Genomic DNA, 14778 nt, shown 5'->3' on the forward strand with positions numbered 1-14778 from the left:
AGACTTAAGACGAGCTCACAACTATTCTCATATTAGTCAACCAGAGGGTTGGAAATACTGATGCGCTTTCTATATTTAGTTCTTGTATTGCTAACAGTTACCCGAATATTTGCGGTGCTAGCCAAACGGTTAAATTTACCGCCAATCGTGGGTGAGCTGGTGTCAGGTATTGCATTAGGGCTGTTTCTCCACCGTTTTCAAGGTTCATTCCCCCTACTATGGGAAGTCACTCAAGGTGAAGCGTTTGAGGCGTTGGCGGATCTTGGGATGTTTTTCCTGATGCTATTGGCAGGGGTTCGCATGAGCCCGCTGGATTTTAAGAAGACATCAAGCTCTGCCCCCGCGGTGGCGGTCGGCGGGATGTTAGTGCCCATTATAGCGGGCACAGCGATAGGACTGTTGTTATTCCCAGAGTCCCCCTTCAAGACAGTCCAGAGTTGGTTCTTAGGCACCGCTCTTGCGGTCACTGCCGTGCCAGTAACGATTCGAATGTTGATGGAGTTTAACCGCTTAGATACCGAAGAGGGCAAAACCATAGTCGCCGCGGCGCTTTGGGATGACCTGTTAAGTTTATTCATTCTCGCCCTGTTGTTAGCGACCATCTCCAATGGCGGCACCCTCTCCCTTAGCTTAGACTTATGGGGCCCGCTATTAGCCAAGGTGCTACTATTTTTCGCCATTACCATCCCTGTCGGCTACTACCTGTTTCCTCTAGTTGGCCGCTACCTTAAGTTCGTCAAGATTCCCGATATCGATTTTAGTATGCTGTTGATCGCTTCTTTGGCATACGCGGTGCTGGCTGAGTTATTGGGACTACATTTCATTATCGGCGCCTTCGTCGCAGGCATGTTTTTCCACCCCGCCGTGGTGGAACAAAAAATATATGACCGAGTAGAGCGGCAGACCTCCGGTATCAGCTCCGGCTTTCTTGCACCGATCTTTTTCGTGTCCATAGGCTTCCATCTAAACTTAACCGCGCTCGTCTCAATACCCGGGTTTGTCGCGCTACTCATCACTGTCGCTCTGCTCAGCAAGCTAATTGGCGCCGGACTGTGCGCACGCGCTACGGGCCACAGCAGTCAAGAATCCTTGCGGATCGGAGTCGCTATGAGTGGGCGAGGAGCAGTGGAGATCGTATTGGCCGGTGTCGCCTTACAAGCCGGACTGTTTAATCATCCCGATCCCACACCACCTATTATTTCAGGACTCTTTTCCGCGATTGTGATCATGGCAATAGCCACCAGCATTATAACGCCACTGTTATTGGCCTTTTTAATTCGCTATCACGGGGTGGATAAACAGTGAATTCCAGACAACCCCCTTCCTACGCAACCCCTGCGTTCAGGGATAAGTACCTCCATGTACAAAAAAATACCCACACAAGGTGGGTATTTTAGGCCTGTAAACTCTCGCTATCGTTAAGAGTAAGCCGATAACGGAGCGTCTAAGCCATTAGGCAACGGGTGATACAACGAAGAGTAATTCACCTTGAGAAACCTGCTGTCCATTACCGTTAAGAATACGCTCGATACGATACTGCTGATCTTCAGGGTAGAGCACTGCATTCTTACGGTTAAAGCCAGCTAGTGTTACCTGTGAGAACATCTTCATCGCTTCGGTAAGCGCCAAAGTCTGATCTACAGTAACAATGTCACCTTCCTTAACGAAGTCTGCTTCACCAGGAGCTGGAGAGGTATAGAAGATACCAGCACCCTGTGCCATAACCTTAAGCTCGTTACTCTCACCAACACGAAGTGATGCAGTATCGACACCTACGGTTTCAGCCGCAGCTTCCATCTCAGCAATCAGCTCTGGCACATCTAACTCTGCCATAAAGCGTGGCAGATAGTTGGTGTCGTATACGCCTTCGTTGAAGGTGCCATCTTTAAGGATACGCGTTAACAATGGAATGTTAGTCGCGATGCCCTTAATCACGACTTGATTTGCTAGGTAGTCATGTAGCTTAGTGATCACATCTTCACGGCTCTCACCACGACAGATAATCTGTGCAATCAAGCTATCATAGTAAGGAGAAACCTCTTTACCTTCACCTGCAATTGAGATGATCTCGATATCATCACGCTCAGGCATCTGGTATTCAGTGATTAAACCTGGATGCGGTAGCAACTGTAGAACACCGTTGCTATCAAGTGCAGCTTTCTCTGCCGTCACACGCACTTCCATCGCATAACCAATCTCTTGCGGCTCAAGCTCTGCAATTGAACGACCCGCTGCGATATCAAAACCTGCGCTTACGATATCGATGCCTGAAGTGGCTTCTGTTACTGGATGCTCAACCTGTAGACGGGTGTTCATCTCCATAAAGTAGACTTCGTTAGCGTCTAAGTTATAGATAAATTCAACGGTACCCGCGCCCATATAATCTGTGGCATCACCCAATGCACGGGTGTATTCCATCACCTTCTGCTTAAGCTCATCTGGCAGCATGGTTGAGCCAGATTCCTCAACCACTTTCTGGTTGTTACGCTGTACAGAACAGTCACGAAGACCCAGAACCTTAGTGTTACCAAACTGGTCACGAAGTAACTGAACTTCGATATGACGTAGTGAAGTCACATACTTCTCTAGGTATAGGTCACCGTTACCAAATGCTGCAGCCGCTTCAGTAGAGGTCTTCTGGAACAAGGAGATCATGTCGCCAGGACGCTCTACAACCTGAATACCTTTACCGCCACCACCTTGTACCGCTTTAAGCAGCACTGGGTAGCCGATTTCGCTAGCAACATTTACCGCTTGCTCTGCGTTGGTCAAAATACCGTGACTACCTGGTACAACTGGAACGTTTTGAGATTGTGACGTCTTAATCGCGTTCGACTTGTTACCCATGGTCGTCATGCTGTGTACACTTGGGCCGACGAAGTTAACGCCGTTGTTGACACAAAGTGCCGCAAACTGTGGGCTTTCCGATAGGAAACCGATACCAGGGTGCAATGCGTCGACATTTTCGTACTCAGCAACTTTTAGTACCGAGTAGGCATTTAGGTAACTTTCATCTGAAGTGTTACCACCGATACAAACTAGCTTGTCGTTGTCTTTTAGCATATCTGCAGGTACAGAGGTCATATCTGGGTCTGATGCAACCAATACCACCTTGATATTATTGTCATGAGCCTTACGGATAAGCTTAACCGCAGTACAACCACGAGCGTGAACCAGTACCTTCTCAATTGGTTTCATCAACTGACGCGGGTCGTCTTGAACAATCTCTTCTTCAGCGATTAAACGCTCTGGTACCAGTGTCGATACCGCACTCGAAATCACATCAACAATCTTAGCCGTTGGCTTTGGCATCAATGGATCGATGCTCTGTAGTTGATCGTCAATCGTCTCACTAAATGGGTTGGTAACCAAGGCGTTCATCGCACCTGGTACTTTCGATAGATAGTTAGACAGAGTCGAAGTCGATGGCAGGTATGCAGGAACAACCATCTGACCCGCAAACGGCATATTAGTACCTGATAGGTAATAAGTTTGCACAAGTGGGTGAGTCACAAAACTTGCCTGTGCACCACCGGTACAGTCGCCGTAACCGAACATCAATACTGGCAGTTCGTTATCACGAATAAAGCGAGTAATACGGTCGTTTACCACAGCCATTGAGAATAGCGCCGCGGCACCTTCTTTAGTCTGCATACCACCAGAGCTGATAAAACAGATCACCGGTAGCTTACGCTTAGCACACTCAATCAATAGCGCACTGAATTTCTCAGCAGCCGCCATATCGAATGCACCGGCTTGGAATGCCGTATTTGATACCGCAACACCCACGCGCATTGGCTGGCCGTTTTGCTCAAAATCTGCAAGACCTGTGATTAAACCACATGGGCGAATGCCCTTGTCCAATGCATCTTCGATAGATAAACGGAAGCCAGGGAAGTTCAGCAAGTTAGCCGAAATCTTGTCACCATCAATCTCTTCAAAATCGGTGAAGAACTTAGCGATAATCGCTTCCCAACCCATTTTGCCTGCACGCTTTTCATCGCGAAGCACTTTCTGGATCAGCAAGTCTTGATAGCCCATGGTCAAACGGTTCCAGAAGTCTTTACGACGACCGATACGCACAGGGTTAATTGCACCTGTGTATTCACCGCTCTCTTCTTCGCTATCGAAATACTCAGGTAGCAAACGTTCGAAGAAGTAGGTCAAGATAACGAATAAACTGTCGTTCAACTGTGGGAAACCAACACTCTTCCACTGCTCAGTACGAGTCAGTAGCTCGGCGCGATTTGACTGTGACATAAAGTACTTAAGCCACTTGTAGAACTTGTTCTTATCATTGGCAACGTTTTGTGTCGACAGCGCACGGTCAATCGAATCATGTAGCAAGTTGTCGACTGAGTTGCGTGACAAGCTCTTAGACATCATGGCTTCTTTAGCGATTGATGCAAGATTACCCACTACGTTGTCGTAAAGAGCGTTGAATACCAAGATGTTATGGCATTGCCAGATGAAGTCTTCACGAAGTTCATCATGAACAATCACATCTAACACAGTTAGCTTATTCAGCTCAGGCCAATCAGCCTGAGTCACTTCAGATGGCAGTGTCTCAAGGTAATGGATAAGGCCTTTGAAGTTGTTCTCTGCGTTGCCTTTCCAGCGATGGTATAGCGACCAACTAATGTTGAAGATCAGCGCCTTACGGGCCTTCTTGTAGTTCTCTTTTGGTTCACCCAAAATCAAACGTGTTAGCATGTTGCGCTCAGTAGATACATCATCACGCTTAGCAATGAAGTTACCCCAAAGCTTGTTCAGCTCTTCGTCATAAACCAGTTTATCAGGGCTTGATAACCAAGATTGGAATACACGGTCTTGCTCTTGCTGAATACGTGCGAGTAAGTCACCTTCTGGTACGCTCACCTTAGATAGGCGACCATACTGTTCTAATGAGATAGAGTGAATACGACTACGCAGCGTTAAGTAACGCAAATAGCGGTAAGCACTACCAAATAGATTTAAATGCATGGTTGGGTTGTTAGCAACCGCCAATTCTGCATTAAGCTCTAACGCTTCTAGACTCTTAGATGGGTTTAGGAAACGCGCTAGACTGCGATCGTAATGCTCACGTAAGTCTTCTGACTCACTAACAAAGTTGACCGCTGCTTTCTCTACTGCTTCGATGCTGCTGATGATTGCACGGCGCAGGTTATGTTGACGCTCATCTCTGTCCGATGGAGAGAAATCGATGATACCGTCGATGCAACCAGAGGTATAAAGCTCTTCTGGCGATACACCTACAGATTTCGCACATTCTTGCCAAGACAAGTTGTACTTACGCGCAATGCTCTGTAAACCCTGTGGCTGAATGGTGTTAAAAATACCATCACGTAGCGACAACAGGATGTTTGCAGCAGCAAGTGGAATCGCGCCGCCTGAATAGCCCGCACCGATAACGATACCAACAGTTGGTACGTCAACGTTCGCGCTCTCGGCAATCGCTTTTGAAATTGAGTGTGCTTGGTTCTGGCTGTTGGCGATTTCACCCGCATCGGCACCTGGGGTGTCGATAAGGTAAACAATCGGCATAGACAGTTCAGCGAAGTGGCGAATCGCTTTACAGCAAGCAATGTGATGCTCAGGCATCCACGCGCCATTTGCCGTTGTGCGCTCTTGCGCTACAAAACCGATACGGCGAGTACGTGATCCAAAATTCAGTTCGATCTCTGCACTATAAAAAGGGCCGATATGGGTTTCGGTAATAAGCTTGCCTTTAAGATCGGCAATGATGCGCTTCGCACCTGGACGATTTTTATCTTGGGTCGGTTGAATCACCTTAGTGACATAACCATCAACGTCTAACTGCGCCAAGTCTTTAAGATTAGCTTGAATCGCATCATCGTCTAAAAGACCTTTAATCTCTTCTGAAAGCGTTTGCTTACTGTGCTCAGGAAACAATGAAAAGTCTTTGGCTAACTGCTCTGCTTTTAGAAAAAGCGGATCGGCAGTTTGCACTTGAGTCATGTTAGCGGGCTGATTTTTGCTGGTCATCGAAAGATCCTCTGCTTTTAGCCTCTGAAATTTTTAGCCCGTAAATATAACTTTGTTATACCGTCAATTGCTATTAAACTGCATTAGACGCTTTGTTCCATATTTGAGACAGTGGAGATAACATGCCTGATTTAAACGGTATGATGCTCTTTGCGGCGGTAGTTAGAGCCAAAGGTTTCTCTCAAGCTGCCCGTGAAATAGGCATGCCAAAATCAACGATTAGCCGCAAGGTTGCCCAGCTAGAAGAACAGCTTGGCGTGCGACTATTGCAGCGAGATACCCGTAATCTGAGCCTGACTCAGGTAGGCGCGCTATTTTTTCAACACTGCTCCAGTATAAGCGATGAAATCGAGGCTGCCAAAGCCACGGTGGAAAATACCCATAATGACGTTTCAGGCCAGCTGCGTATCGCTATTCCCGTCTCTTTCAGCCAAGAGTTAATCGCGACACTATGTAGCGGCTTTCTACGCCTCTACCCCAATGTTGAACTGGACGTGCAATTTACCGATAGCGATGTTGGCCTTGTTGGTGAAGGTTACGATATCGCCATTAAGTACGGTCCCCTGCAATCGTCTGATTTGGTCGCTAGGTTACTGTTTGAGCGCCAGCCGATTTTAGTCGCCAGCCCTGGTTACTTAAAAATTCACGGAACACCTGCCACACCGCAAGACTTGGCCGATCACAGTGGCATCTTGTTAGGTACCTCGCGCTCGGCGCCTATTTGGCCCTTAGGGAAAGGCACCAGAAAAACCATGGTTAACTTTCAGCGTAAGGTACGAGTTAATAGTGCCGTGATGGTCAAGCAGCTCGCTATGGATGATTTTGGTATTGCTATGTTGTCAAACTCAGTCTGTAAGAATGAGCTGGCTAGCGGCTCACTGGTCCCTATCTTACAGGAGTGGCCAATGGAAGCCTTTAAGGTATATGGGGTGTACTCAAGCCGCAGGCAGCTTGCCACCAATATCAGCGCCTTCTTGGACTTCTTCCACAAGCGTTTCACTAACCAAGAGTCGCTACAGTCATTGATGATGTAACCCATTATCAGAGTCTCCATCTAAGCGGACTCTAATAGGTAAGCTTTGACCTCTAAGCTATGACGCCCTTTCACCTTTAATTAGACACGCATCTCTGCCACAGCCGCTATCGACTCGATTACAGCCATAATACCAATTCAGTATTATGGCTGGCCTAGATATAGCTTAGCCAAGCTACAGCCACATAATTCAAGCATCTAGAGATGTCGCCCCTGTAAGTCAGCAGAGTCCCGCTCGCATATCTTTTAATGATATTTATTGTGGTGCATACTGGGGCGCGCATACCTTGAGCAGCAAGATAAAATAGCAGCCTAATCGCACTAACGACTCAAGAGTAAAGCCACAAACGGACAAGCTTGCGCTGTAACAATAATAAGAAAGGAACTGGCAATGAATAAACACCGCTCAGCACGACTTCTTGGCGCCTTAGCTGCGCTCACCCTGCCCTTGAGTGCCTTCGCAACACTCGACGTAGAGGAAGCTCGCTTAGCAACGGCAACTCAAGCCATGCCGCAAGTGGTCTCGCGCTATCAAGCCTTTGTAAGTAGCTTAGGCGAAAAATATAACCAGCACTCAGACGAGTTAAAGGTCACCCAGATGGTGGCTCATCAAGGGCTTAGATTATGGCAACAGGCGGTGAGAGATGTGCAGTCGGGTCATTTGGATGATCGCTCTCTGTATTGGAACCGCTTGGCGATGCGAGCATTGCTCAAGATCCAGAAACCAGACTTCAATATCGCTTCTTGGCAGCAAGATATCTTGATTAAAGCCGTTGAGAAGTCATCACGAGGTTTTAGCGACCTCGACTTTAAAAATGACGCTCAGATAAAAATCCTACTCACTGGTTTCGACCCTTTCTTTCTCGACCGCAATATCGATCAGAGTAATCCATCGGGGCTGGCAGCACTGGCGCTTGATGGCTACCGTTTTAAGGTCGATGGTAAACAAGCACAGATTGAAACCGTAATGATCCCGGTGCGCTTTGCTGATTTTGATGAGGGCATGATTGAATCTCTACTCACACCAATCTATCGTGACAATGGCGTAGACATGATCTTTACCGTCAGTATGGGCCGTGATGATTTTGACATCGAACGCTTTCCAAGCCGTAACCGCAGCGCCGCCGCTCCCGATAACCTCAATGTACTAACGGGCGCAAGCAAACAGACACCGATTGCGCCTAAATTCAATGGCGGCAATTTAAATGGCCCTGAATTTGTTGAGTTCTCGCTACCAATAACGGCAATGCAAACGGTAACGGGTCCGTGGAAAGTTAATGATAACCACACAGTTTCGACGCTAGAGCGCGGTGAGTTTCAAGCCAGCTCGCTGGCACAACTACAGAGCGCTACATCGGTAGAGGGCTCCGGCGGCGGTTACCTGTCGAACGAGATCTCCTATCGCGCCATCTTGCTACAGCAGCAATTTAATAGCAGCATTCCTGTAGGGCATATCCACACTCCGCGTATCGCCGCCTATGATGCCAAAACAGAGAGTAAAATCGTTACTCAAGTGCGAGACATGGTGGTCGCGGCCGCAGGCACACTTTAATCGTGACAAGGCTGATCTCACCCGCTTAGCGTCATTGTTATCTAAGCGAGTGAGTAGCATTAACGGGCACTAGAACTCGAGTTATAACACTCACACTACAAGATGTCAGATGTTGTGCTGAATAAGCGTAACACTGGCCTGTATCGGCGCTCTCGGTTAAAATGGCAGCGCTCAATACTGTTGAGCCCGATGATTTCAATCCCCGTAGTGCGAGTGAGTAGTGAGAGTCAATGTTCAAATCGCTTAATCCTTTCAGAGCCTTACAAAATGCACCGTCACCACAATCGATGCTAAAGGCTCACCCAGTTGTCACCTTCCAAGACCCATTGCATCAGCAAATGGCGCTGCAGGTCGAACATTGCTACCAAATTGCAGAATCGAAACTCGGCAGATGCTTTCCGAGGCCGGAGATAGGCTTTATGCTGCGGGGCAAAAGCGCAGGCACAGCACATCTGCAATTAAATAAACTGCGCTTTAATCCCAAACTGCTAAATGATAACCAGCAAGCCTTCTTAGACGATGTTATCCCCCATGAGATCTGTCATCTACTGGCCTTTCAACTCTATGGCCGAGTAAAACCCCATGGCCGAGAGTGGCAATCGTTAATGCAATCTCTGTATGGGCGAGTGCCACGTACGACTCATAGTTTCGACACCCGCGCTGTCGAGGGAAAGACCTTCGAATATCGCTGTCAATGTGGGCCGATTAAGCTCAGCATCCGCCGTCATAACAAGGTGATACGAGGTGAAACCCAATACCGTTGTCGCAGATGTGGGCAACAACTCCGCGCTGAGCCTCGCATCCCACCTAGGTAGTGCCACGGCTGTTGAAGTGCTTTTCTACTCTACAGCTTGTCATCGCTAGCATTGCGGTAAATCTTGCATTGCGACAAAACAGCGGCTCACTTACAATCGCGCCCAAATAAAAAAATCTTTCGTTACTTCGATATTTTTTAGGGATTTTCTAGATGTCATTTATAAAAGTGCTCACTGTAGCGCTCGGCCTTTTGTGGCTATTACCCCAAATAACTTATGCTTCAACAGGCCATGCAAAAAGCTTTAACCAAGCGAAAAAAAATGTCCGTAAGATCTATCTCAGCCACCTTCCTCAAACCAGCTTTTACTGTGGCTGTGATATCACAGTTAAAGGTAAAAAGTGGATCCCAGAACTTGATACCTGCGGCTATGAAATACGTAAGCAAAAAGTACGCGCATCGCGGATAGAGTGGGAACATGTGGTACCAGCATGGGAGTTTGGCCACCAGCTATTATGTTGGCAAGAAGGTGGACGCAAAAATTGTGGCCGTAAAGACCGCACATTTAAGAAAATGGAATCTGATCTTCACAACTTAGTGCCTGCAATTGGTGAGGTTAATGGCGATCGCAGCAACTATCGCTTTAGCCAGTGGAACGCCAAACCCACGCAATACGGTCAATGCCAAGTGAGCGTCGACTTTAAGGGTCGCAAGGTTCAGCCTCCAGCCCATACCCGTGGCCAAATTGCTCGCACCTATTTTTATATGCAGAAGACCTATGGATTGAAAATAGCCAAGGGCCAATTAAAGTTATTTAAGGCATGGGATAAAATGTACCCAGTTGATACTATTGAGTGTCGACGCGATCGAGAGATTGCCAAAGTTCAAGGCAACCATAATGAGTTTGTACTTGCTCAGTGTGAGCGCTTGAATGACTCGAAAACATACGCAGAATAAGGCTTGTAACATCATGAGAGTGCCAAGAATTTATCAAGAATCATCACTAACTATCGGCCAATCCGTTGCTTTAGATGATGAAGCTGCAGGCCATGTTGGACGTGTCCTTAGAATGTCTGTCGGCGAACAGGTGAGCCTGTTCAATGGCGATGGTAATGATTACTTAGCCGAGATAGTGAGCGCCAGCAAGAAGAATGTCGAAGTTAAAGTGCTGACTTGCGAGGCCAATAATAGCGAGTCACCGCTGAACTTACACCTAGGTCAGGTGATCTCTCGCGGCGATAGAATGGATTTTACCATTCAAAAATCGGTCGAACTTGGGGTCAATACCATTACACCGCTGTTTTCTGAGCGCTGCGGCGTTAAGCTAAGCGGTGAGCGTTTAGAGAAGAAGATTCAGCAATGGCAGAAGATTGTTATCAGCGCCTGCGAACAATCTGGCCGTAGCGTGGTACCCGTTGTCCGCCCAGCGATGCAGCTCGCCGATTGGTGCGCCGAAGCATCTGATGCAGTTAAACTCAACCTGCACCCAAGAGCTTCTCATGGCGTCAATGGCCTAACCCTGCCTAATAACAGAGTAAGATTAGTGATCGGCCCAGAAGGCGGATTATCTGCACCTGAAATCGCCATGACAGAAGAACACCAATTTACCGACGTGCTACTTGGACCACGAGTGCTGCGCACAGAAACTGCCGCACTCACGACCATCAGCGCACTGCAACTCAAGTTTGGCGACATTGGTTAAATGTGGATAAACATTTAAGAATAAGGCCGAGTTAAGGTTTATCTCTTATAAACTAGAAATCGGCCCTACTCGCCCCCATGTTTACCCTAGAAACGAATATTAAGACAAGGAAAACGCTCCATGATTAAACTCGGCATCGTGATGGACCCCATCAGCGGCATCAACATCAAGAAAGATTCTAGCTTTGCTATGTTAATGGCTGCTCAGTCCCGTGGTTACCAGCTTTTCTACATGGAGATGAGCGATCTAGCCTTGGTCAACGGCCAAGCGATGGCGACCATGCGCGCCCTAACGGTAAAGAACGACCCACAGCAGTGGTATCAACTTGAAGAAGCTATCGATACTCCTCTTGCCGACTTGGACGTGATCTTAATGCGCAAGGATCCGCCGTTCGATACTGAGTTTATCTACGCGACCTATATGCTTGAGCGTGCAGAAGAGCAAGGCGTGCTTATCGTCAACAAACCTCAGAGCCTGCGCGATGCTAACGAAAAGCTGTTCACCGCTTGGTTCGCTGAATTTACCCCTGAAACCATCGTCACCCGCGATGAGCAACGCATTCGAGCCTTTCATCAAGCTAAGGGCGATATCATTCTTAAGCCACTCGATGGTATGGGCGGCACACTGATTTTCAGAATGAAGGCTGGCGATCCCAATACAGGCGTGATTATCGAAACCTTAACCGAGTACGGACAACGCTATGCGATGGCACAAGCCTTTATTCCCGATATCACCGCCGGTGACAAGCGCATCTTAGTGGTCGACGGTGAACCTGTGCCCTACTCTTTGGCGCGTATTCCACAAAAGGGCGAAACCCGTGGTAACCTCGCCGCCGGAGGGAGAGGTGTGGCACAGCCGTTATCTGAGTCAGATTGGCACATCGCTCGCACTATTGGCCCAGAGCTTAAAAAGCGCGGACTTATCTTTGTCGGCCTAGATGTGATTGGTGACAAACTTACTGAGATTAACGTTACCAGCCCAACCTGTATCAAAGAGATTGAAGCAGCCTTCGACGTGGATATCACGGGCATGCTCATGGATGCCATCGAAAAGCGTATCAACAAGTCAGCTTAGCCAAAGGATCCGGCATGAACTTAAAGAGAACATTAACTTGGGCACTTTGTGCCCTTGTGTTGTTACCCCAAACGGTATTGGCCAATGTCGATATTCATGACGCGCCCTCGCGCCCTAAGAATATAATTATCATGATCGGTGACGGTATGGGCCCAGCTTACACCAGTGCTTATCGTTACTACCAAGATAACCCCGATACCGAAGAGATTGAACAAACGGTATTTGACCGTCTGCTAGTCGGCATGGCATCAACTTATCCAGCTAGGCAGAGTGGCTATGTGACCGACTCAGCTGCATCAGCAACGGCGCTAGCAACGGGTGTCAAAAGTTATAACGGTGCCATCTCGGTCGATGTGGACAAGCGTCCACTGCCCACCATCATGCAGATAGCTCAAGAGCGTGGCATGGCGACAGGCGTAGCAGTCACCGCTCAAGTCAATCATGCCACTCCAGCCGCTTTCTTGGCTCATAACGAAAGCCGTCGCAACTACGATGAGATAGCTCAGAGCTATTTAAGCTCTGGTGCCGACGTGATCCTTGGCGGTGGGCAGAAGTACTTTCCAGAGGGTCTGCTTAAGCAGTTTACAGCCAAAGGCTACCAGCATATTAATCAGCTAGAGCAGCTTGATAGCTTGACTCAAGGTAAAGCCTTAGGTCTGTTCGCCGAGGTGCAATTGCCTTGGGTTATCGATCTACAAGACTCGACTCAATTAAGCCTGTTAACTCAAAAAGCCCTAGAGCTCCTGTCACAAAATCCAAATGGTTTTGTGTTATTGGTTGAGGGCAGCCTTATCGATTGGGCTGGTCACAATAACGATGTCGCCACAGCCATGGCAGAGATGCACGGCTTTGCCAATGCCATCGAAGTGGTAGAGCAATACGTGCGCGCCAACCCTGACACCTTAATGGTGGTGACCGCGGACCATAATACTGGCGGCTTATCTATTGGAGCCAATGGTGAATACGCTTGGGATACGGCCCTGCTCAAGGGGATCCAAGCAAGCCCAGCGAGTATCGCCGAGCAAGCTATCGCTGTTGATGATTGGCAGCCACTTCTTATTCAACAACTAGGTTTCGAGCCAAAAGCTGATGAATTGCAGCGTCTTAGCAATGCACGCATGCAGGGGAAAACAGCTTTGGAAACAGGACTGAAACAACTTATCGATAACCGCAGCTTTACTGGCTGGACCACCAGTGGCCACACAGGTGGTGATGTACAAGTTTTTGCCGCAGGTCCAGCGGCGGATCTGTTTAAAGGTAACCAAGACAATACCGATATCGCAGAGAAGATGATAAGCCTACTACCTAGGGCGAATTAGTCTAACGCCCCGACATAAAGGCCGCCATGAAAAGTTCAGCGCGGCCTTTTTTATGCCGACTTGGCGTACATAACGAGCATCAAACATAGTCGTCATAGATAACTAGCATCAAACTCGCATTCCCAAGCGGTTACGGTATAATTGCAGTCAATTAAAAGCCGACCTTGAATACACATGCTAACCAACGCTTCGCAAGTCCTCCTTAGAAACTCTGATTTAGTCAAAGACCAATCGGTATTGGTACTCAATTATGAAAGTGATCACCTGCCAAAAGCGTTGTTAGATACCGCCAGCAATGTCTGTGGATTAGCATTAGACTATCATCACCATTTGATGATGCAGCCCTATGCCTGTGCTGATTTAACTCTGTACTTTGGTCATCAGCTGCCAACTGACGAGTGTTTTGATAGTGTCATCGTCTACTTTCCAAAAGCAAAAGCGCTAGCACCTTATCTGTTTAATCTCGCTGCTAAGCACCTTAAACCTCAAGGTCAACTTATCGTTGTAGGAGAAAATAAGGGCGGAATTAAATCCCTACCTAAGCAGCTCCCTGGCTATTTTGATAAAGCATTTAAAGTCGATAATGCTCGTCACTGCATCGTATTTACTAGCGAGCTCAACGCTCCGGCTCCGATATTAAAACTAACTGACTGGATAAATCGCTATCAGCTCGATACCCCTCAGGGACAGGTGACTATCTGTAATTTAGTGGGTGTGTTTAGTGAGAAAAAGCTCGATGAAGGCACAGAGCTATTGCTGGCAAACCTACCCAAGATGCGTGGCAATGTACTCGACTTTGGCTGTGGGGCTGGCGTAATCACAGCCGCTCTACTTAAGGCTCAGCCGGAACTAAAGTTTGATTGTGTCGATATCAATGCCATGGCACTAGCCTCTTGCGAGTTAACTTTAGAAGCAAACGGGTTTAAGGCCAATATTTTTGCATCAGATGGTCTAGCACAAACCTCTCAACGCTATGACGGTATTATCTCTAACCCACCGTTTCATGATGGCCTTGCTAGCACTACTAACATTGCCACCAATTTCGTCAAAGATAGCGCCGCGAATCTTAAATCGGGCGGTATATTCCATATAGTGGCTAATCGTCACCTGCCCTATTCCGACACCATTGCCGACAACTTCGGTTCGGTGACTGTCGCTGCAGAAAACAATAAGTACAAGATTTATTCCAACGTAAAATAATTCCCGTAAAAATTAGCTCTATGGCATGATCTCAATCATGCCATAGAGCTCTTACCTCACGCCCTAGATTCACACATTTTATCACTGACACTTTTTAACCAGGCTTTTATATGGTTATACTCGATGAGCAAATAAAAA

The 14778-nt window shown here is 47.7% G+C and carries 10 protein-coding genes; 9 read left to right on the plus strand and 1 reads right to left on the minus strand.

The genetic code is table 11. The features are described 5' to 3' along the window. Window positions 1-60: 60 nt before the first annotated feature. On the plus strand, window positions 61-1305 hold the full coding sequence (locus JMA39_RS05300; protein ID WP_202720773.1) for a cation:proton antiporter: 1245 nt from the start codon (window positions 61-63) through the stop codon (window positions 1303-1305). Window positions 1306-1452: 147 nt separating this feature from the next. Here the strand turns inward: JMA39_RS05300 and JMA39_RS05305 are convergent, their stop codons facing one another. Next, complete coding sequence (locus tag JMA39_RS05305) at window positions 1453-6006, minus strand: ATP-binding protein (protein ID WP_202720774.1); 4554 nt, start codon at window positions 6004-6006, stop codon at window positions 1453-1455. 122 nt (window positions 6007-6128) lie between these two features. Here JMA39_RS05305 and JMA39_RS05310 point away from each other — a divergent pair, with 122 nt between their 5' ends. The 8 genes from JMA39_RS05310 (at window position 6129) to JMA39_RS05345 (ending at window position 14640) form a co-directional block, all read left to right on the plus strand. Beyond that, window positions 6129-7040 (plus strand): LysR family transcriptional regulator, encoded by a 912-nt coding sequence (locus JMA39_RS05310; protein ID WP_202720775.1) that lies wholly within the window; start codon window positions 6129-6131, stop codon window positions 7038-7040. 390 nt (window positions 7041-7430) lie between these two features. Then, window positions 7431-8591 (plus strand): C15 family peptidase, encoded by a 1161-nt coding sequence (locus tag JMA39_RS05315; RefSeq protein WP_202720776.1) that lies wholly within the window; start codon window positions 7431-7433, stop codon window positions 8589-8591. Window positions 8592-8821: 230 nt separating this feature from the next. Further along, complete coding sequence (locus JMA39_RS05320; protein ID WP_202720777.1) at window positions 8822-9406, plus strand: SprT family zinc-dependent metalloprotease; 585 nt, start codon at window positions 8822-8824, stop codon at window positions 9404-9406. Window positions 9407-9558: 152 nt separating this feature from the next. Then, the gene (locus JMA39_RS05325) at window positions 9559-10302 is read left to right on the plus strand and encodes an endonuclease (RefSeq protein WP_202720778.1); all 744 of its coding nucleotides are present in this window, start codon (window positions 9559-9561) and stop codon (window positions 10300-10302) included. Window positions 10303-10315: 13 nt separating this feature from the next. Continuing rightward, a complete protein-coding gene (gene rsmE, locus JMA39_RS05330) occupies window positions 10316-11047 on the plus strand; it encodes a 16S rRNA (uracil(1498)-N(3))-methyltransferase (protein ID WP_202720779.1) in 732 nt (243 codons plus the stop codon). Between the two features lie 120 nt (window positions 11048-11167). Next, window positions 11168-12121, plus strand: coding sequence for a glutathione synthase (gshB, locus tag JMA39_RS05335; protein ID WP_202720780.1), 954 nt, complete (start codon window positions 11168-11170; stop codon window positions 12119-12121). 14 nt (window positions 12122-12135) lie between these two features. Next, window positions 12136-13440, plus strand: a complete 1305-nt coding sequence (locus JMA39_RS05340) for an alkaline phosphatase (RefSeq protein WP_202720781.1) — start codon at window positions 12136-12138, stop codon at window positions 13438-13440. A gap of 174 nt (window positions 13441-13614) precedes the next feature. Beyond that, window positions 13615-14640, plus strand: a complete 1026-nt coding sequence (locus JMA39_RS05345; RefSeq protein ID WP_202720782.1) for a class I SAM-dependent methyltransferase — start codon at window positions 13615-13617, stop codon at window positions 14638-14640. Window positions 14641-14778 lie beyond the last annotated feature (138 nt).

Source organism: Shewanella schlegeliana (assembly GCF_016765635.1).
Classification (GTDB): domain Bacteria; phylum Pseudomonadota; class Gammaproteobacteria; order Enterobacterales; family Shewanellaceae; genus Shewanella; species Shewanella schlegeliana.